Genomic DNA, 18,452 nt, shown 5'->3' with positions numbered 1-18,452 from the left:
CGCGGGCGAGCGAAGGCCGCTCGCCCGTATGTCGGGGCGGGTCAGTTCGCGTTGGCGGACGCGATGAACTGCTGAGTGTGAAAGTCCGCATCTCCCAGCGTCAGATCGATGGCGGTCAGGCGCTTGAAGTAATGACTCACCATCAACTCCTCGGTCATGCCCATGCCGCCATGGAGCTGCACGGCCTGCTGACCGATGAACCGACCGGCCTGACCGATGATCACTTTGGCGGCCGACAACGCCCGGCGCCGCTCGCCCGCATCCGGATCGACACATTTGATCGCCGCGAGATAGCTCATCGAGCGCGCCTGCTCGCCGTGCAGGAACATGTCCGCCATCCGATGCTGGAGCACCTGGAACTTCGCGATCGGCTGACCGAACTGCTTGCGGTTCTTGGTGTAGTCGAGCGTTGTGGCATTCACCGCTTTCATGACGCCCACGGCCTCGGCGCACAGCGCGCTCAGGGCCTGATCGTGAGCGGCCTCGATGGCAGTGAACGCCTTGCCTTCCGCGCCCACCAGAGCCGAGGCGGGCACCGATACTTTCTTCAGCGCGATGTCAGCGGCGCGCAGGCCGTCGATCGTGCCGTAGTCCTTGACCGTAACGCCCGCCGCTTTGGGATCGATCCGAAACACGCTGATCCCGTCGGTGTCGCCCGTGCGGCCGCTGGTACGTGCGCTGACGAGTAATTCGTCCGCGGCGCCGCCGCCAATGATCACGTTCTTGAGACCGTCGATCACATAACCGCTGGATGTTTTCTCGGCGCGGGTCGCGACGTGATTGAGCTCGCCGCGCGTCTGCGGCTCTTGATGCGCCAGGATGACGATGCGCTCGCCCGAGGCGATGTTAGGGAGCAGCTGCTCGGCCGCAGCCTTGTCACCAATCTGAGTCAGAAACACCGGCGCGATCACGGCGGCGGCCAGGAACGGCTCGACCACCAGACCTTCGCCCAGTGCGTTCATTACCAACATCGTTTCCACCGGGCCGTTGCCCAGGCCGCCATGCTCTTCGGGAACGTTGAGCGCGGTGAGGCCGAGGTTCGCAATCTCTTTCCATAGATCGCGGCTCCAGCCGTCCTTTCCCTGCAGAATGCCGCGCCGGGCTTCGAACGAATAGTTGTCGCGGACGAAGCGCTGGACGGTATCGGCCAGCAGCTGCTGTTCATCGCTGAAATTGAAATCCATGATCTGTCTCGTTCTTAGAGACCCAGAATCATCTGGGAAATGATGTTGCGCTGAATTTCGTTGGAGCCGCCGTAGATCGTGACCTTGCGGACGTTGCAGTAGGTCGCGGCCAGCGGCGCGGCGTATTCGGGGCCGGCGACGCTCGCCAGATCGCCTTCCTCGATGGAGCGTCGCTCGAACGGCAGGGCGTACGAGCCGACCGCATACATCATCAGCTCGCTCAAGGCCTGCTGAATCTCGGTGCCTTTGATCTTGAGAATGGACGCTTCCGGTCCCGGGGCGCGCTTCTCCGATTCAGCCGACAGGGCGCGCAGATTGGTGATCTCGAGCGCCATCAGCTCCATCTCGACCTGCGCGACGCGCGCGGCGAACAGCGGATCTTCCAAGAGCGGGCGGCCGTTCTTTGTTTCTTTGCGCGCGATGTCTTTCAAGCGGCCCAGCTCGCGCTTGGACGCGCCGACGCCGGCGATGTTGGTGCGCTCATGGCCGAGCAGGAATTTGGCGTAGGTCCAGCCTTTGTTTTCTTCGCCGATGCGGTTCTCGACCGGCACTTTGACGTTCTCGAACCAGACCTCGTTGACTTCGTGCGCGCCGTCCATGGTGATGATGGGGCGCACGGTGATGCCCGGGGTCTTCATGTCGATCAGCAGGAACGAGATGCCTTGCTGTTGCTTGGGGGCGTTCGGATCGGTGCGCACCAGGCAGAAAATCCAGTCGGCGTACTGGCCGAGCGTGTTCCAGGTCTTCTGGCCGTTGACGATGTAATGATCGCCCTGGCGCTCGGCGCGCGTCTTGAGCGAGGCGAGATCGGAGCCCGCGCCCGGCTCGGAATAGCCCTGGCACCACCACACTTCGCCGCTGATGATTCCGGGCAGGAAACGTTGCTGTTGAGCGGGCGAGCCAAACGCCATGATCACCGGCGCCACCATCTTCAAACCGAATGGGATGGTCCGAGGCGCGCCGGCCGCGGCGGCTTCCTCATCGAATATATGCATTTCGACCGGACCCCAGCCCGGTCCGCCGAATTGCTTCGGCCACCCCGGCGCGCCCCAACCGCGCTGATACAGGAGTTTTTGCCAGCGGGTGTAGTCCTGAGCTCGAAGCGCGAGGCCATTCTTGACCCGCTGCGCTATGTCCACTGGGAGCTGATCACGCAGGAACTGGCGGACTTCGTCGCGAAATGCCAGCTCGGCGGGAGTGAAGTTCAAATCCATGGGCAACCTGTGATGACTGCTATGCAGAACAATAATTCTCGATGCAGATCGGCATGATAGGGGCTCGACCTTTCTATTCGCAACCGAGCGAAACTTCGGCGAGGTTAATGCGGTCTCGCGCTGTCAGGGCGCATTTCCTCCCGAAGGGTCCTTGCCTGGCAATGCATGCTCACATACCTTGACGGACGCGCGGCTTGGTTGCGCAGTGCGGGTGTGATAATTTTCGAGCAGAACGGACGCCCGCATTGTGGAATCGACGGCGAGTGTGCAGAAGACCGATGAGGGTGCCGGGCCACCTTGAAAAGGATCAGTGGGGGGATGGGGAGCATGTCCCAAAAGCATTTCGATTTTTGGCCTGTCGGCCTGCCACGCAATATCACCGCGCCGGCGACCAACCTCTTTTATAACGTGGAGGTTTCCGCTGCTCGCTATCCAGACAAGCCGTATCTGATCTTCTTCGAGGCACCGCTGAGCTATGCGCGGTTCAAGGACGAAGCAGAGCGTCTCGCGGGTTATCTCCAGCAGGACTGCGGCGTCAAAGCTGGCGACCGGGTGCTGCTGGTGATGCAGAACAGTCCGCAGTTCATCCTGGCTTACTACGGCGTTTTGCGAGCGAACGCGATCGTCGTGCCGGTGAACCCGATGAGTGTCACCGCCGAGCTCGAGCATTATCTTCAAGACAGCGGCGCCAAAGTCGCCCTGGTGGCCCAGGAAGTTTATCCGCAGCTGCAGCCGCTGCTGGGCAAGCTCGATCGCGCCATCGTCGCGGCCTACAGCGATTACATCGATCCGAAAACCGATCTGCGCATGCCCGAGGTCGTGAGCGCGCCGAGACAGCCGATCTCGGATGCGAATGTGACTTTGTGGGTGGATGCGCTGGCGGCGAAGCGCACGCCTGGACCGTTGACCACCGGCCCCGATGATCTCTGCGTGATTCCTTACAGCTCCGGCACGACCGGCCGGCCGAAAGGCTGCATGCTCAGCCATCGCAACGTGATGCACACCTTGCTCACCAATGCGTTCTGGTTCGGCGGTAACTCCGATACCAGTCAGCTGGTGGTGCTGCCGTTCTTCCATGTCACCAGCATGCAGGGCGGCATGAACGCGCCGATGTTCTACGGTGGCACCATTGTGTTGATGTGTCGTTGGGATCGCGATGTCGCGGCCGAGCTGATCCAACGGAACAAGCTGATGTCCTGGACCGCGATCGCGACCATGGTCATCGACTTTCTCGCCAATCCGAAGCTCGATCAATATGACCTGTCGTCGCTGATCAAAGTGAGCGGCGGCGGCGCGGCCATGCCGGCCGCTGTGGGCGAACGTTTGCAGCAGTTGATCGGCTCGCCGTACATCGAAGGTTACGGCTTGACCGAGACCATCGCGCCGACGCACGTGAACCCGCCGCACCGGCCCAAGCGTCAGTGTCTCGGCGTGCCGATCTTCAACACCGACTCGCGCATCATCGACCCTGAAACATTGAAGGAAGTGGAGCAGGGCACGGTCGGCGAAATCGTCACCCACGGGCCGCAGATTTTTCAGGGCTACTGGCGCAATCCGGAAGCCACCGAGGCGGCCTTCGTCACGCTCGAGGGCAAGAAGTTCTTCCGGACCGGCGACCTGGGCTATGTCGATGAGGACGGGTATTTCTTCCTGGTCGACCGGCTGAAGCGAATGATCAACTGTTCGGGCTTCAAGGTGTGGCCGGCCGAGATCGAGGCGCAGATGTACAAGCATCCGGCCATCCAGGAAGCCTGTGTGATCGCGGCCAAGGATGCCCATCGCGGCGAGACGGTGAAAGCCGTCGTGGTGCTGCGTGCCAGTCACAAAGGCAAAGTGAGCGAAGCAGAGATCATCGAGTGGACCCGCCAGAACATGGCGACTTACAAACATCCGCGGGTGATCGAGTTTGTCGATGCGCTACCCAAGTCGGCGACCGGCAAAGTGCAATGGCGTCAGTTGCAGGAAGCGGAGTTGGCGCGGGCTTGAGCGGATTCCGAATCGAACAAGGTAGTACGAACCAGCTGGGGAACATTTTATGGCGACCAGAGCATCAGAAACGACCCGCATGATCGAGACCACCGGAGCGGCCAGCGCCGCGCCGAAACCCCACGTGGGCAAACAGGACCGGCATTTCGTCACCGCGTTATCGCGCGGCCTGGACGTGTTGTCGTGCTTCCGTAGCGGCAGCCGGTTGCTGGGCAATCAGGACATCTCCGAACGTTGTCGACTGCCCAAGTCGACAGTGTCCCGCCTGACTTACACGCTCACCAAGCTCGGCTATCTCCACTATGTAAAGGAGTCGGGTAAGTATCGCCTCGGCACGGCGACGCTGGCGCTGGGCAGCGCGGTGCTCGGTCGCTTCGAAGTGCGCGATCTGGCTCGTCCGCTGATGCAGGAACTCGCGGATGCGACTGGCACCTCGGTGGCACTGGGCGCGCGTCAGCGACTCAGCATGGTGTGTGTCGAAGTCTGCAAGGGCAACGCCGTGCTCTCATTAAATATGGAAGTGGGCATGCGTCTGCCGCTCGCGACGTCAGCGATCGGTCGAGCGTACCTGGCCGTTTGCAGCGACACCGAGCGCGCGGATCTGCTCGATCAATTGAAAGAACTGGATCATCTGGCGTGGCCGGGCTTGAAGCAGGGCATCGACAAAGCGCTGGCCATGTATTCGGAGCTGGGCGTGTGCAGCTCGTTCGGCGAATGGCAGCCCGATGTGAATGGGATCGCCGTCGGCTTCCGGCCGGGTAACGGTCTGCCGCCGATGTCCATCAACTGCGGGGCGCCAGCTTTCAAGGTGTCACAGGAATATTTGCTCAACGACGTGCGGCCGCGGCTGGTGGAACTCGTGCGCCGGATCGAAGAAGGCTTGGGTCAAGCCCGCGCCTGATCCGTTCGACTCGCGATTGATATGAACGGCGCGCATCGGAAGGTGCGCGCCGTTTTCTTTTGTGCGCTGTAACCAGGGTGTCATCGACTTGAGACGTAGCTGCCAGCCGACGCCCATGCAAGCTGGAACTTTTGTGCAGCAACGCCAGTTACAAGGCAGCTGTTGGTAATTTGGTAAGTGATCGGCGAGTCATGCGCGAATCAGTTCAAGCAGAGAATTCACGCGCTGATTCGCGCGGCTCCGCTGCGCATGCTTCGCTCGATATGAGCATGGCGCTTCGTCGTCGCAACCAGCGCGTTCATCGTGGCACGTCGGAGCCGCCGACTGTCGCTCTGCTTCGACACGTTTTGAATCCATCGGTGATCGTGCTGTCGCTGATGGTCTGTGTTTTCCTGTTTTCGCAGGAACTGACGCCGTCCTATTTTGCTCTGGCCGCGCTCGCGTTTCTGATCGCCTCGCAAATCGTCAGCGAACCTGTGATGGATTGCTCGGCCCGCAATGGACTGACCAATCTGCTTCAGCATCGGATCTTCGCCGAGTGGCTGCTGGTATCGGCGGCGCTGTTGCTGATGGCCTTTGCATTCAAAGTCACTGAGACTTTCTCGCGACGGGTAATTCTTACTTGGTTTGCAATCACGCCGTTTGTGGTCGTGGCGGCGGAGGCGGGGTTGCGTCGTTACACGGCGTTCTCCGCCCTGCGCGGCAAGATTCAACAGAGCCATGTGATCATCGGTGCGAACGAAGCCGGCTCACGTCTGGCCCGTCGTTTGCTGGCCCATCCGCATCTGGGCCGGTTCAAAGGCTTCTTCGACGATCGCGATACCGCGCGGTTGCCTGACATGCCTCAGGAACAATTGCTCGGCGGCATGGCGGACATCGTCAATTACGTGCGGATCAACGCCGTCAGCAACATTTATATCTGTCTGCCGATGCGGGCCGACGAACGCGTCAACAAGTTGCTCGAAGAATTGAAGGACACGACCGCGTCCGTGTACTTCGTGCCTGACATCTTCATGTTCGATCTGATTCAGGCCCGCGTTTGTGACATCGACGGAATTCCGATGCTGGCCGTATGCGAGTCGCCGTTCGCGGGTCTCGACGGCGTGATCAAGCGGGCCAGTGACATCGTGTTCTCATCGGTGCTGCTGCTGATGCTCTGGCCGCTGTTGCTCGCGATTGCGCTCGGGGTGCGGCTCAGCTCGCCGGGCCCCATCCTGTTCCGCCAGCGGCGTTACGGCATGTACGGCGAAGCCATCAACGTATTCAAGTTTCGAAGCATGACGGTGTGCGAGGACGGCGCCAAAGTCACGCAGGCTCAAAAGAACGATCCGCGCGTGACCCGCTTCGGCGGTTTTCTACGGCGGACATCGCTTGATGAGCTGCCGCAACTCTTTAATGTGTTCCTCGGCTCGATGAGCCTGGTCGGCCCGCGGCCGCATGCCGTTGCTCATAACGAGGAATATCGCCGCATCATCGAAGGCTACATGCTCCGCCACAAAGTGCGGCCGGGAATCACAGGCTGGGCGCAGGTGAACGGCCTGCGCGGTGAGACCGACACAGTCGACAAGATGCAGCGTCGGGTCGAGTTCGACCTCGACTATCTGCGTAACTGGTCGCTGGGCCTGGACCTCACCATTCTGTTCCGGACCGCTTCGCTGGTGTGGCGCGACCGTAATGCGTACTGATCCGAATGTGAGTGATGCCGGCGAGATCCGACTCGCCGCGCTGCTTCGTTATTTGCAGACGGAGCCGATCGAGCACGTGGTCTCGGATGAGCCGGCCGACGAGGCTTGCTCGGGCGTGCAGCTCACCGCGACGATTGTCGTGGCTTCAGAAACTTTGCCGTTATTGCCTCCAGTATTGAATGAATTTTGTCGCCGGCACGAGATGCAACTGGTGCATCACTGGTGCCGGGGCAGCGATGAGCTGTTCCTGCTCAGCTGGCTCAACGAGCAGCAGCGACCCGACTTCATGGCTTTGCATGTGAAGCGGCACGCCGCGAAGCAGGGCACGTGGTGGCAACGAAAGCGCGACGACTGGCGACGCTGGCGCGAGCCGTCGGGACTGCTGATCGCGTGTATCGGTCCCGATGGCAGCGGTCGCACCAGCGTGGTCGAGCATCTGGGCGCCCGACCGCTCGCACCGTTCCTGGCAGCTCATCGAATGGAGCTTCGACCGCACATCATGCGACCGGTGCCGGTCGATCCGGAGTCGCGCGTACCTCGGGGCCGACTCGGCACCATGGCCAAGCTGATGATGTTCGTCGCCGACTATTGGTTGGGCTATTGGTGGCAGATCCGTCCCAAGCTGGTGGCCTCGACCATGGTGGTGTCGAACCGCTACTTCGACGACATCCTCGTCGACCCGGGCTACTACCGGATCGATCGCTCGCGCCGGCTGGCTCGCTGGCTGTTGCCCTGGATTCCGCGGCCCGAGCTGTGGCTCGTCTTCGATGTGCCTTCCGAAGTCCTGCAGACCCGAACGCGTGAAGTGGCAGCGGAGGAGGCTGCGAGACTGCGCAGCGAATACCGCAAAGTGCTTCGGCGTCGTGAAGACGTGGTCGTGCTCGACGCCGAGCAGCCCATCGATGAAGTGTGTGCGGAGGCGGAGAGAGCGATTGTCGCGCAGCTTGCGAGTCGTACCGCTCGACGCCTAGGCCTGCCGGACACGAGCAAAGACAATCCCGCGTCGACGGACGTGTTGCTGTTCTTTTGCCGGCGACACGTGCCGGCGCTGAGCAAGCTGATCCGCGTGCTCTTCAATAGCGACATCCATTGCCGCTTGCCAGCCGACGTCCACATGCCGCATCCGTACGGCATCGTCTTGCACCGACAGGCTGTCATCGGTCACCGAGTTACGATCATGCAGCAGGTCATGATCGGCAGTCGCGATGGCGATCCCAACATTGCTCCCGTCATTGGCGATGACGTCGTCATCGGCGCGGGCGCACGCATTCTGGGTGACGTGCGCATCGGCAAGGGCGCGACGATCGGCGCTAACGCAGTCGTGACCCGCGACATTCCTCCCGGCGCGACGGTCGTCGGCGCGGATCGCATCGTCGCCACCAGTCGCAATTCGGCGACGGTGGGCGGTGAAGCCGCGAAAGTCGCCCGATTTCCCCGGCCGCCTCGTCAAAAACCCGCCGCGTAGCCGCTGAAATTCGGGCCGTCGACCCCATCTTGCACCAGGATGGACAGGCTGTTGACCGAGGCTCCGGCGGGGTCAAGGTGTGAATTCGATCTCGCTAAGCACGCGACTTATCACACTGCGTTTCTCAACCGCAGCGTGGTTCGGCTACACTACCGGCCCTCTAAAGTGCTGTATACGGCCCAGTGGGGCCAAACCTTCCTCAGTTCTAACAGGAACTTGCGAGCGCAATGAGCGACTCTTTGCGAGCTTTGCTCGACTCTACGCCTCTCGGGGCTGGCAACGCCCCCTACGTCGAATCTCTCTACGAACAATTCCTTGCTGACCCGGCGTCGGTCGAGCCCAAGTGGCGCGACTATTTCGCTGGCCTCGGCAAAGCAGGCGGCACGACCGATGTCGCGCACGGCCCGATTCGCGACGCTCTCGCGAAGCGTGCCTACTCGATCGGTGCACCGGCCGCTTCGGCCCCTGTTTCCGTATCGAGCGATGCCGCTGCCAAGCAGGGCGCTGTAGCTCGACTGGTGCAGGTCTACTCGAACCGGGGTCACCTGGTCGCGGACATCGACCCGCTGGGTCTGATGAAGCGCCCGGTGCCCGAAGTGCTCGAGCTGTCGCACTTCGGTCTGAGCAACGCCGATCTGGAGACCGAGTTCTTCACCGGCAGCCGCACCGATGCGATCCCGAAGCGCATGAAGCTGAAGGACATCGTCGCTCAGCTGCGCCAGATCTACTGCGGCACCATCGGCGCCGAATTCGCGCACGTGTCCAATTCGACCGAGCGTCTGTGGTTGCAGAATCGCTTCCAGGAAGGCCGGGTCACGAATCGCTACTCCAGCGAGGAGAAGAAGACGTTCCTGCGTCATCTGACCGCGGCCGAAGGTCTCGAGCGTTATCTCGCCACCAAGTATCCGGCGCAGAAGCGCTTCTCGCTGGAAGGCGGCGACGCGCTGGTGCCGCTGGTCGACGACCTGATTCAACAGGGCGGCCTGCGCGGTGTCGAAGAAATGGTCATCGGCATGGCCCACCGCGGCCGCTTGAACCTGCTGGTGAACGTGGTCGGCAAGTCGCCGCAGAAGCTGTTCTCCGAGTTCGAAGGCATCTACGACACCAACCACATGCAGGGTTCGGGCGACGTGAAGTACCACAAGGGCTTCTCGACCGACATCAAGACCCCGGCCGGCAACGTGCACGTGGCGATGGCGTTCAACCCCTCGCACCTCGAAGTCGTGAACCCGGTGGTCGAAGGCTCGGTGCGTGCCCGTCAGCAGCGCCGTAGCGATGCCAAGGGCGACAAGGTCGTGGCACTGTTGATTCACGGCGACGCCGCTTTCGCGGGTCAGGGCGTCGTGATGGAAACGTTGCAGATGTCACAGGTGCGCGGTTTCTACACCGGCGGCACGGTGCACGTGATCATCAACAACCAGGTCGGCTTCACCATCTCCAAGCCCGAAGATGCGCGCTCGACCATGTACTGCAGCGACGTGGCGAAGATGATCGAAGCGCCGATCTTCCACGTGAACGGCGATGACGTCGAAGCGGTGGCATTCGTCACGCGCCTCGCGCTCGATTACCGCATGACGTTCCATAAAGACGTCGTGATCGATCTGGTCTGCTATCGCCGCCTGGGTCACAACGAGTCGGATGAGCCATCGGCCACGCAGCCGGTGATGTACTCGAAGATCCGCGCTCACAAGACGCCGCGGCAGATCTATGCCGAACGCCTGGTCGCCGAGAAGGTGATCGCGATGTCGGATGCCGACGCGATGGTCGATCAGTATCGTCGCGAGATGGACGAGGGCAAGTCGCAGGCCAAGCAGTCGCTCGGCCTGATCGGCAACAAGCACACCGTCGACTGGACCAAATATCACAACGTCGATCTCACCGAGACGGTCAAGACCGGCGTGCGCATCGAGCAGTTGCGCGAGCTGGCCACCCAGCTCACCACGTTGCCGTCGAATCTCACGCTGCACCGTCAGGTCGCGAAGATCGTCCAGGATCGCGAGAAGATGACGGCCGGCCAGTTGCCGCTCGACTGGGGCTTCGCCGAGAACCTCGCGTACGCGACGTTGCTGACCGAAGGTTATGAAGTGCGCTTGATCGGCCAGGACAGCGGCCGCGGCACATTCTTCCATCGTCACGCCGTGTGGCACGACCAGAACAGCGTCGAGAACTACATTCCGTTGCAGCACCTGGCGCCGAGCCAGCCGCGCTTCGACGTGTATGACTCGTTCCTGTCTGAAGAAGCGGTGCTCGGCTTCGAGTACGGCTTCTCGACCACCGAGCCGAACAGCCTGACAATCTGGGAAGCTCAGTTCGGCGACTTCGTCAACGGCGCGCAGGTCATCATCGACCAGTTCATCAGCTCCGGCGAAGCCAAGTGGGGCCGCCTGTGCGGACTCACCATGATGTTGCCGCATGGCTATGAAGGTCAGGGCCCGGAACATTCCTCCGCGCGTCTGGAGCGCTTCCTGCAGTTGTGCGCCGAGCAGAACATGCAGGTATGCGTGCCGTCGACGCCGGCGCAGATGTTCCACATGCTGCGTCGTCAGATGAAGCAGAGCTTCCGCAAGCCGCTGGTCATCATGACGCCGAAGAGCCTGCTTCGTCACAAGCTGTCCGTGTCGCAGCTGGACGATCTCACACAGGGCTCGTTCCGTACCGTCATCGACGAGGTCGATGACATTCAAGCGTCGAAGGTCACGCGCGTCGTGTTCTGCTCGGGCAAGGTCTATTTCGATCTGCTCGACTCGCGTCGCGGCGACGGCTTGCACAACATCGCCATCGTGCGCGTGGAACAGTTGTATCCGTTCCCGGGCGAGGAATACGCGGCGATCATCAAGAAGTACCCGAACGCGAAGGAAATCGTCTGGTGTCAGGAAGAGCCGCAGAATCAGGGCGCCTGGTATCAGATCCGCCATCGTCTGCAGGAGTCGCTGTCGAAGGATCATCAGCTGCTGTACGCAGGTCGCGCTCCCGCGGCCGCTCCCGCCACCGGCATCGCCCAGATGCACCAGGAACAACAGCAGGCGCTGGTCGACGCCGCGCTGCGTTCCACCAGCACCGAAGAATCCCTCCGGCATACCACGCGCCTGAAGGCCGCGAACAAGTAAGCCGCGAGCAATAACAGGATCAAGTGATGACAATCGAAATCAAAGTCCCGCAACTGCCCGAGTCCGTTACCGACGCTACCCTGGTGTCCTGGCACAAGAAGCCCGGCGAGGCCGTCAGCCGCGATGAGAATCTGGTCGATCTGGAAACCGACAAAGTCGTGCTGGAAGTGCCGGCGCCGTCGGCCGGTGTGATCAAGGAGTTGAAGGTCGCGAACGGCGCGACTGTGACGAGCGGTCAGGTGCTGGCGATTCTGGAAGCGGGCGAGGGCGCGGTTGCCGCCGCTCCTGCTGCTGCCAAGGCTGAAGCTCCGGCTGCGGCTGAAACGAAGGCTGCTGCTGCCACCGGCGGCAAGCTTGCTCCGTCGGCGAAGCGCATGGTCGAAGAGCACAAGCTCGATGCCGGTCAGATCGCTGGCAGCGGCCGCGATGGTCGCGTGAGCAAGGGCGATGTGATTCAACACCTGGCGGGCAAGTCGGCGGCTCCGGCCGAAGCGAAGGCTCCTGCCAAGGCACCGGCAGTCAAGTTGCCGGCGGCCGTCGGTTCGCGCAACGAACAGCGCGTGCCGATGACTCGTCTGCGCGCTCGTATCGCCGAGCGTTTGATTCAGGCGCAGTCCACTGCGGCGATGCTGACGACGTTCAACGAAGTCGATCTGACGGCGGTGAACGAAATCCGCGCCCGCTACAAGGACAAGTTCGAGAAGGCGCACGGCGTGAAGCTGGGCTTCAGCTCGTTCTTCATCAAGGCCGCGATCGAAGCGCTGCGTAAGTTCCCGGCGGTGAATGCGTCCATCGACGGCAACGACGTCGTGTATCACGAGTACTACGACTTCGGCGTGGCCGTCTCCACCGAGCGCGGCTTGATGGTGCCGGTGATCCGTAACGCCGAAGCGCTGAGCTTCGCGGAGCTCGAACAGGCCGTGGGCGACTACGCGAAGAAGGCTCGCGACGGCTCGATCTCTCTGGAAGAGCTGACCGGCGGCACGTTCACGATCACCAACGGTGGCGTGTTCGGCTCGCTGATGTCGACGCCCATCCTGAATCCGCCGCAGGTCGCCATCCTCGGCATGCACAAGATCCAGGAGCGCCCGATGGTGGTCGACGGCGAGATCAAGATCCGCCCGATGATGTACCTGGCGCTCACTTACGACCATCGCATCGTCGACGGTCGCGAGTCGGTGCAGTTCCTGGTGGCGATCAAGGATGCGCTGGAAGATCCGGCGCGCCTGCTGCTGCAGCTGTAACACTCGATTCATGACTAGGGCGCTGTCCCTTGCAGCGCCCTAGCTCGTCCCCATTTCCACTTCTAAAGAAATAAGCATCGCGGAGCTCGCATGTCTTCTGAATACGACGTCATCGTCATCGGCGGCGGTCCCGCCGGCTATCCCGCGGCCATTCGTGCCGGTCAAAACAAGTTGAAAGTGGCTTGTATCGACGAGTGGGTGAACAAAGATGGCTCGTATGCCTTCGGCGGCACCTGCTTGAACGCCGGCTGTATTCCTTCCAAGGCGCTGCTCGAGTCTTCGGAGCTGGTGCATCGTGCTCAGCACGAGTTCGCGGTTCACGGCATCAAAGTCGGCGACGTGTCGGTCGATGTCGCGACGATGCAGAAGCGTCGCGCCGGCATCGTGAAGGCCTCGACTCAGGGCATCACCGCGCTGTTCAAAGCCGCTGGCGTCACTGGTCTGCAAGGTCACGGCAAGCTGCTCAAGGGCAACAAGGTCGAGTTCACCGGCAAGGACGGTAAGAAGGAAGAGCTCACCGCCAAGCACGTCATCATCGCGTCCGGCTCCTCGCCCACTGAATTGAAGAGCGTGCCGTTCGACGGCAAGCAGATCGTCGACTCCTGGGGTGCATTGGAATTCGATTCCGTGCCGAAGCGTTTGTGCGTGGTCGGTGCCGGCGTGATCGGTCTGGAACTGGGCAGCGTGTGGCGTCGTCTGGGCTCGGAAGTCGTGGTGCTCGAAGCGCTCGATTCCTTCCTGCCGGCCGCCGATGGCGCTGTGTCCAAGGAAGCGCTCAAGCATTTCAAGAAGCTCGGCCTCGACATTCGCCTGGGCGCGAAGGTCAGCGGCGCCGACAAGTCGGCCAGCGGCGTGAAGCTGAAGTACACCGACGCCAAGGGCGAACAGACCCTCGAAGTCGACAAGGTCGTGGTCGCCATCGGCCGTCGTCCGTTCACCAAAGATCTGCTCGGTGACGGCACCGGCGTGCAGATCGATGAGCGCGGTTTCATCAAGGTCGATCACGACTGCAAGACCGACGTGGCCAATGTGTGGGCGGTCGGTGACGTGGTACGTGGCCCGATGCTCGCGCACAAGGGCAAGGAAGAGGGCGTGATGGTCGCCGACCTGATCGCCGGCAAGATCGCCGAAGTGAATTACAAGACGATTCCTTCCGTGATTTACACCGCGCCCGAAATCGCCTGGGTCGGCCAAACCGAAGAGGAAGTGAAGAAGAGCGGCCGTGCTTACAAGGTCGGCTCGTTCCCGTTCCTCGCTAGCGGCCGCGCCCGCGCGATGGAAGCCACCGCCGGCTTCGCGAAGATCGTCGCCGCCACGGATGACGACGAGATCCTGGGCGTGCACATCATCGGCCCGATGGCCGGCGAGCTGATCGCCGAAGCCGTACTGGCGATGGAGTACTCGGCGAGCACCGAGGACCTGCAGCGGACGATTCATGCGCATCCGACCCTGTCCGAGGCCGTGCACGAAGCGGCCCTGGCGGCGGACAAGATCGCGATCGACTTCCCGAACCGATAATCCTGGATAGGGGACAGGTTTTAAATCTGTCCCCTTTGTCCGGCTTCCGCGCCATCGGCTATTCTCCGGCCGATGCACAACTCCAATCCCGACGCACTGCTATCCCGCGAGCTCGGCACCCGCCAGCTGGCGGCAACCATCTTCAACTACACGGTGGGCAGCGGCATTTTCGTGCTGCCGGCATTCGCCGTGCTCCAGTTGGGGACCGCCGCGCCGTTGGCCTATGTGGCCTGCGCGATCATCATTGGCCTGGTCGTGATGTGTTTCGCCGAAGCGGGCAGCCGGGTCTCGGCGACCGGTGGGCCGTATGCCTATGTGGAAACGGCGATCGGACCGATGTGGGGCTTCGTGGCCGGATGTCTGGTGCTGGCCACGGGCACCTCGGCGGCCGCGGGTGTTTGTAACGTTCTCGCCCGATCCATTCTGACCCTGGCGCCCGGCAGCCCGAGCTGGGTCTATAAGGTTGTCGTGGTGTTGCTGGTCGGTACGCTGGTCGCGATCAACTATCGCGGTGTGAAGACCGGCGCGCGGGTCATCGAGGCGGTCACGGTGGCCAAATTGTTACCGCTGCTGGCGTTCGTATTCATCGGTGCGTTCTTCATCGAGCCGTCGAATCTGGCCTGGACCGCCGTGCCTGAAGCCAGCACCGTGCTGGGCACGGCTGGCATCGTGATCTTCGCGTTCTCGGGCATCGAAGGCTCGCTGATGCCCAGCGGCGAAGTGAAGAATCCCGCCAAGACCGTGCCGCGTGCGGCGTTCATGGCGCTGGGGGCGGCGACGTTGTTATATCTGGCGATTCAGTTTGTCGCGCTCGGCGTGATGGGAACGGACCTGGCGCACGATCGCACGACCCCGCTGGCGAGCGCGGCCGGGTCGATCGTCGGGCCGGTCGGTCGCACGATTCTGGTCGTGGGCGCGGTGATTTCGATGTTCGGCTATCTGAGCGCGAATGTGTTGTCGGAACCGCGCGGCTTGTTTGCGATGAGCCGCGACCGGTTCCTGCCGCCCATCCTGACCGCGGTTCATCCGACGTTTCATAGCCCGCACAAAGCCATCATCATCTATGGCGTGATCGTGGCTTCGATTGCCTTGTCCGGCACCTATGAGACGCTGACCATCTTCGCGAATCTGTCGGCGTTGATGCTGTATTTCCTGTGCGCCATCGCGGCGTATGTGCTGCGGAAGAAAGATATTCGTACCGATGGCGAGCCGTACCTCACGCCCGGCGGCCCGCTGGTGCCCATCGCCGCGTGCCTGTCGTTGTCCTGGTTGTTCTATGAGACCGTGACGCTCGAGCAATTCGTGGCGTTGGCGATCGTGCTGGTCGTGGTGTTCGTTCTGTACGGGCTGAGAACGTGGCGACTGAAGGCCGCTCAGACCGCATAACGCCCGCGCCGACCTTCCTGCGCCGGCATCCGGCGCTCTGGGTTGAATGGCTGCGAGTCGCGAATTCGCTGTCGCGCCTGCGCGGCGACGGTCTTCGCGCTGTGCTGCTCGTTCTGTGCGCTGTCGCGGTTGTCGTTGCGCTGGTGTTTTTGTTGACGGGGCGCGTTGCCGGTGCGGTCGAGACGCTCGCGGAGTATTGGGTGTTGCTGGCGGCGGTCGCGGCTGTCTATGCGGCGAGCTCTGTGAGTGGGCGGCGACGGCAGCTCGAAGAATCGAAGTCGCAGTCGTGGCTCATCGCCACGCCCATCCCGCCGCGAAGCTTGATCATATCGCAGGCGATTCGCGTGCTCCTGCCTCTGTGCGCGCTCGTCGTGATGGTGGTGATGGTGCCTGCGTTGGCCGCACTCACAACTGAAGGCATCGTCGCTTCTGCTGAAAAGGTTGCAGGCGCCGCCGCCGCTGGATTGTTTATTGGTGGCGTGATTGGATGGTGGACCGCTCGCCGCACGCAACCGTCCGGCGTCGTGCCGTCGCGATACGTGCCGCGGCCCCGCGTTCGTCGTGCGGCCGTCGCTCGGTCCTCAGGCAAGCCACCACAGGTCTCCAGCGAGCCCGCGCAAACGTCACGTCAACGTGCGCAGGACTCGAGCGAAGCGGAGCAAACGTCACGTCAACGTACCCAGGGCTCGAGCGAACCCGAGCAGACATCGCGTCAACGTGAGCAGGTCTTGAGCGGACCCGAGCAGGCTACGTGCGAAATCTCGCAATCGTCAGAGACGTCTGCGAATGGGGCGGCCGAATGTACAAGTGTCGGCATGCAGCCCGATTCAGCCGGCCTGGCCGGCTGGCCCATCGCTCAAGTTCTATCCTGGAGCCGCCCGGAGAACTCGCGGTATGTGCTGATCGCGGCGTTGCTGGCGGTGCAGGGCGGGTCGTCGGCAGTTGCCGGGTTATCCGTTGTGGCGATGTACTTCGTTGCAAGTTACCTGGCCGCGCTGGTCTCTGCGATGACTACCGTCGCGAAGTCGGCGGCCATCTGGTTGCGGGCCACGCCGATCACGTTGATGGGATTTGTTTGGTCAGTCTCCCGTCGAGCGTTCGCTCATCAATGTATCGGCGTAGCGCTGGCGGTTATCTGCATGGTCCTGCTGGCGCGCCGATTGGCATGGCGTTGCAGGCCGCGGCGCTCTGGGTCGGGTTGTTCATCTCGATCTCCGGCTTCGCGCTGGTCGATCACTATCGCGGCCGTTCGCCACTAGCGAAGATCGCGCTGTCGATTGCAGCGTTCGCCGCTCTCGCGACGATCTTGCAGCTACGCGCCGGGGTAAAGACATGACGTCGCGTGAAGGTAGTGCCCTCAGCTGCGGCGTTGAGAGGCATTGCAGCCATTCGGGAGCAAAGACATGACTTCGATGGTGCTCGATGTCCGTCAGGTGCATGCCAAGTACGGCAAGCGTGAAGTGCTGAGCGGTGTGAGTTTGCAGGTGCCGGCGGGTGAGTGGTTCTGCCTGCTCGGGCCGAACGGCGTCGGCAAGAGCACGTTGTTACGTTGTATCAGCGGGGCGCTCACGCCGTCATCGGGTGACTTATTGATCGCCGGGCATTCGGCGATTTCCGATCCACTCGCAGCCAAGCAACGTCTTGGTTATGCGTGTGCGCCCGAGCAATTGCCGGGGCTGCTAACAGGAAGGCAGTGTCTCGAGGTGTACGCTCAAGCGAAAGGTCTGCGAGATATCAGTGCGGATGTGTTGGCGCTGGCTCGTGAGCTGCGCTTCGAGGGGTATTTCGATAGCTTCGTCGATACCTATTCGCTGGGTACGAGACAGAAACTTTGCATCCTGCTCGCACTGCTCGGCGAGCCGACGCTGATCGTGCTGGATGAGGCATTCAACGGGCTCGATCCGGCGAGTGCGTTGCAGGTCAAACATCACTTGCAGCACCGTCTGACGGACGGCCGTTGTGCCGTACTGCTCGCGACACACTCACTGGATATCGTCGAGCACTACGCTGACAAAGCGGCCTTGCTCATCGACGGCCGCATCGTTCGCGAGTGGAGCGAAACCGAGATTGCCGCGTTCCGCGTGCAAGGAGACAGTGCGATGGAAACGGCCCTGGCACAAGCCGCAAGTTGACGACCGGCGACGACGGCCCGATTGGCAGCAGCCGATAACGCAACGACCAGGTGATGATCGGCACGCGCCATCGGCCCTGTTCCGACGCGGCGCTGCCATGTGTAGGTCGGCGTCGTCGGCAATCGAGGCAGTCGAGCCAGGGTTGTTAGGTGAAGGATGGCACGCGCGCACCAACCGGCGCAGACCTAACCCAGCGTTGAAACTCAGCCGTGGCACCACCTTCCTCCGGTGCCCACCGAGCGAACTCGGCGGCGGTCGCAGGATCGTACGGTCCCTCTTTAACTTCCACGAACGCAGCGCCATCCGTCAGCGCGAGCAGCGTATGCCACGTTTGCGAGGGCAGCTCGAAGGCGACATTCGACGTGCCTTCGCCCATGACATTCCGTTCGATGATCGTCCCATCAGCATCGAACACCACGCACTCGAACCGGCCGCGCACGATCGTGCACAGTTCCGACTTGGTCATGTGCCGGTGCGGGCGAATATAGGTGTCGCTGTGAGCCACGACCACAAAGCGCTGCACTGGATCGCTCGGTGAACTGTGCAGATTGTGGTGAGTACGGCGGCGAGGGCTGGCGGCCGCTTTGGCGGTCATCTCATCGAGCAGCGTGTTGGAGATCAGTTTCATTG

13 protein-coding genes are annotated in these 18,452 nt (G+C 62.1%); 10 read left to right on the top strand and 3 right to left on the bottom strand.

The features are described 5' to 3' along the window. Positions 1-41: 41 nt before the first annotated feature. Together ACFPN2_RS02035 and ACFPN2_RS02030 are read right to left on the bottom strand one after the other, a co-directional pair. The gene (locus ACFPN2_RS02035; protein WP_380594463.1) at positions 42-1,184 is read right to left on the bottom strand and encodes an acyl-CoA dehydrogenase family protein; all 1,143 of its coding nucleotides are present in this window, start codon (positions 1,182-1,184) and stop codon (positions 42-44) included. A gap of 14 nt (positions 1,185-1,198) precedes the next feature. Then, entirely contained in the window at positions 1,199-2,398 is a 1,200-nt protein-coding gene (locus ACFPN2_RS02030) for an acyl-CoA dehydrogenase family protein (RefSeq protein WP_380594461.1), read from the bottom strand. A gap of 327 nt (positions 2,399-2,725) precedes the next feature. Between ACFPN2_RS02030 and ACFPN2_RS02025 the strand changes: the two genes are divergently transcribed. From ACFPN2_RS02025 to ACFPN2_RS01980, 10 genes are all read left to right on the top strand, one after another. After that, a complete protein-coding gene (locus ACFPN2_RS02025; RefSeq protein ID WP_380594459.1) occupies positions 2,726-4,384 on the top strand; it encodes a long-chain fatty acid--CoA ligase in 1,659 nt (552 codons plus the stop codon). A 49-nt stretch (positions 4,385-4,433) separates the two neighbouring features. Next, complete coding sequence (locus ACFPN2_RS02020; protein WP_380594457.1) at positions 4,434-5,285, top strand: IclR family transcriptional regulator; 852 nt, start codon at positions 4,434-4,436, stop codon at positions 5,283-5,285. 191 nt (positions 5,286-5,476) lie between these two features. Continuing rightward, a complete protein-coding gene (locus ACFPN2_RS02015) occupies positions 5,477-6,970 on the top strand; it encodes an undecaprenyl-phosphate glucose phosphotransferase (protein ID WP_380594455.1) in 1,494 nt (497 codons plus the stop codon). Further along, positions 6,960-8,435 carry a hypothetical protein gene (locus tag ACFPN2_RS02010; protein ID WP_380594453.1) on the top strand — a complete coding sequence of 492 codons (1,476 nt, stop codon included), beginning with the start codon at positions 6,960-6,962 and terminating at the stop codon, positions 8,433-8,435. The genes ACFPN2_RS02015 and ACFPN2_RS02010 overlap by 11 nt, the downstream gene beginning before the upstream one ends. A gap of 227 nt (positions 8,436-8,662) precedes the next feature. Then, a complete protein-coding gene (locus ACFPN2_RS02005; RefSeq protein ID WP_380594451.1) occupies positions 8,663-11,542 on the top strand; it encodes a 2-oxoglutarate dehydrogenase E1 component in 2,880 nt (959 codons plus the stop codon). Positions 11,543-11,568: 26 nt separating this feature from the next. Continuing rightward, positions 11,569-12,786, top strand: coding sequence for a 2-oxoglutarate dehydrogenase complex dihydrolipoyllysine-residue succinyltransferase (gene odhB, locus ACFPN2_RS02000; RefSeq protein ID WP_380594449.1), 1,218 nt, complete (start codon positions 11,569-11,571; stop codon positions 12,784-12,786). 90 nt (positions 12,787-12,876) lie between these two features. Further along, positions 12,877-14,304, top strand: a complete 1,428-nt coding sequence (lpdA, locus tag ACFPN2_RS01995; protein ID WP_380594447.1) for a dihydrolipoyl dehydrogenase — start codon at positions 12,877-12,879, stop codon at positions 14,302-14,304. 72 nt (positions 14,305-14,376) lie between these two features. Continuing rightward, a complete protein-coding gene (locus tag ACFPN2_RS01990) occupies positions 14,377-15,690 on the top strand; it encodes an APC family permease (RefSeq protein WP_380594445.1) in 1,314 nt (437 codons plus the stop codon). After that, positions 15,660-16,949, top strand: a complete 1,290-nt coding sequence (locus ACFPN2_RS01985) for a hypothetical protein (protein WP_380594443.1) — start codon at positions 15,660-15,662, stop codon at positions 16,947-16,949. Before ACFPN2_RS01990 ends, ACFPN2_RS01985 begins: the two co-directional genes overlap by 31 nt. A gap of 144 nt (positions 16,950-17,093) precedes the next feature. After that, complete coding sequence (locus ACFPN2_RS01980) at positions 17,094-17,822, top strand: ABC transporter ATP-binding protein (RefSeq protein ID WP_380594441.1); 729 nt, start codon at positions 17,094-17,096, stop codon at positions 17,820-17,822. Between the two features lie 145 nt (positions 17,823-17,967). Here the strand turns inward: ACFPN2_RS01980 and ACFPN2_RS01975 are convergent, their stop codons facing one another. Next, on the bottom strand, positions 17,968-18,450 hold the full coding sequence (locus ACFPN2_RS01975; RefSeq protein ID WP_380594439.1) for a WbuC family cupin fold metalloprotein: 483 nt from the start codon (positions 18,448-18,450) through the stop codon (positions 17,968-17,970). Between the last annotated feature and the right edge of the window lie 2 nt (positions 18,451-18,452).

The sequence above is a fragment of the Steroidobacter flavus genome (genome assembly GCF_042651805.1).
Lineage (GTDB): Bacteria > Pseudomonadota > Gammaproteobacteria > Steroidobacterales > Steroidobacteraceae > Steroidobacter > Steroidobacter flavus.
Note: the sequence above shows the minus strand (reverse complement) of the source record. Positions and strands in the feature narration are given on the sequence as shown.

What these genes read in the sequence shown, in the direction of transcription:
- ACFPN2_RS02025 (WP_380594459.1), top strand. Translation starts at nt 2,726, where the DNA reads ATGTCCCAAAAGCATTTCGATTTTTGGCCTGTCGGCCTGCCACGCAAT.
- ACFPN2_RS02005 (WP_380594451.1), top strand. Translation starts at nt 8,663, where the DNA reads ATGAGCGACTCTTTGCGAGCTTTGCTCGACTCTACGCCTCTCGGGGCT.
- lpdA (WP_380594447.1), top strand. Translation starts at nt 12,877, where the DNA reads ATGTCTTCTGAATACGACGTCATCGTCATCGGCGGCGGTCCCGCCGGC.
- ACFPN2_RS01975 (WP_380594439.1), bottom strand. Translation starts at nt 18,450, where the DNA reads ATGAAACTGATCTCCAACACGCTGCTCGATGAGATGACCGCCAAAGCG.
- ACFPN2_RS02020 (WP_380594457.1), top strand. Translation starts at nt 4,434, where the DNA reads ATGGCGACCAGAGCATCAGAAACGACCCGCATGATCGAGACCACCGGA.
- ACFPN2_RS01990 (WP_380594445.1), top strand. Translation starts at nt 14,377, where the DNA reads ATGCACAACTCCAATCCCGACGCACTGCTATCCCGCGAGCTCGGCACC.
- ACFPN2_RS02010 (WP_380594453.1), top strand. Translation starts at nt 6,960, where the DNA reads ATGCGTACTGATCCGAATGTGAGTGATGCCGGCGAGATCCGACTCGCC.
- ACFPN2_RS01980 (WP_380594441.1), top strand. Translation starts at nt 17,094, where the DNA reads ATGACTTCGATGGTGCTCGATGTCCGTCAGGTGCATGCCAAGTACGGC.
- ACFPN2_RS02015 (WP_380594455.1), top strand. Translation starts at nt 5,477, where the DNA reads ATGCGCGAATCAGTTCAAGCAGAGAATTCACGCGCTGATTCGCGCGGC.
- odhB (WP_380594449.1), top strand. Translation starts at nt 11,569, where the DNA reads ATGACAATCGAAATCAAAGTCCCGCAACTGCCCGAGTCCGTTACCGAC.
- ACFPN2_RS02030 (WP_380594461.1), bottom strand. Translation starts at nt 2,398, where the DNA reads ATGGATTTGAACTTCACTCCCGCCGAGCTGGCATTTCGCGACGAAGTC.
- ACFPN2_RS02035 (WP_380594463.1), bottom strand. Translation starts at nt 1,184, where the DNA reads ATGGATTTCAATTTCAGCGATGAACAGCAGCTGCTGGCCGATACCGTC.